The following is a 360-nucleotide window of genomic DNA, read 5'->3' as shown; positions in this document are numbered from 1 at the left end:
TGGGGCAAGTCGCGATACGCCGCCAGCACCCCCACGTTCAATGGCGCCTGCTCGTTCCGCTCGCCGCTCAACAAGTGAACCGTGTAGAGCTGGTGCTGGAACGAGATGGTATCCGACTGGCCGACGCGCATTCCGACAAAGAGGTGCAGTGATATGCACACCCATAAGGTCATTTGGCAATACCTGCTCGGCGTGCTCGTACATGCTGAAAAGATCGGCATTCTCGAAGGCCACGCCATGGCGCAGTTCGATCAGTTGCAGCACGACCGGAGAGGGTCGGCCATGAATGTCCGGGTTGACCTGGTCACTGGCGGTCAGTACCAGGTCCAGTTTGGTGAATGTCGAGAAATGTGATACAGC

General features: G+C 57.8%; 1 protein-coding gene. It reads right to left on the bottom strand.

Going from position 1 to position 360, the window contains the following annotated elements:
* The coding region (locus AC0L3B_RS38695; protein WP_473382928.1) for a type VI secretion lipoprotein TssJ at positions 1-288 on the bottom strand (288 nt) is incomplete at its 3' end.
* Positions 289-360 lie beyond the last annotated feature (72 nt).

It is taken from the genome of Bradyrhizobium sp. Kon56, assembly GCF_055807635.1.
The sequence above is the reverse complement of the archived record's forward strand: the minus strand, read 5'-3'. Positions and strand labels throughout refer to the sequence as shown.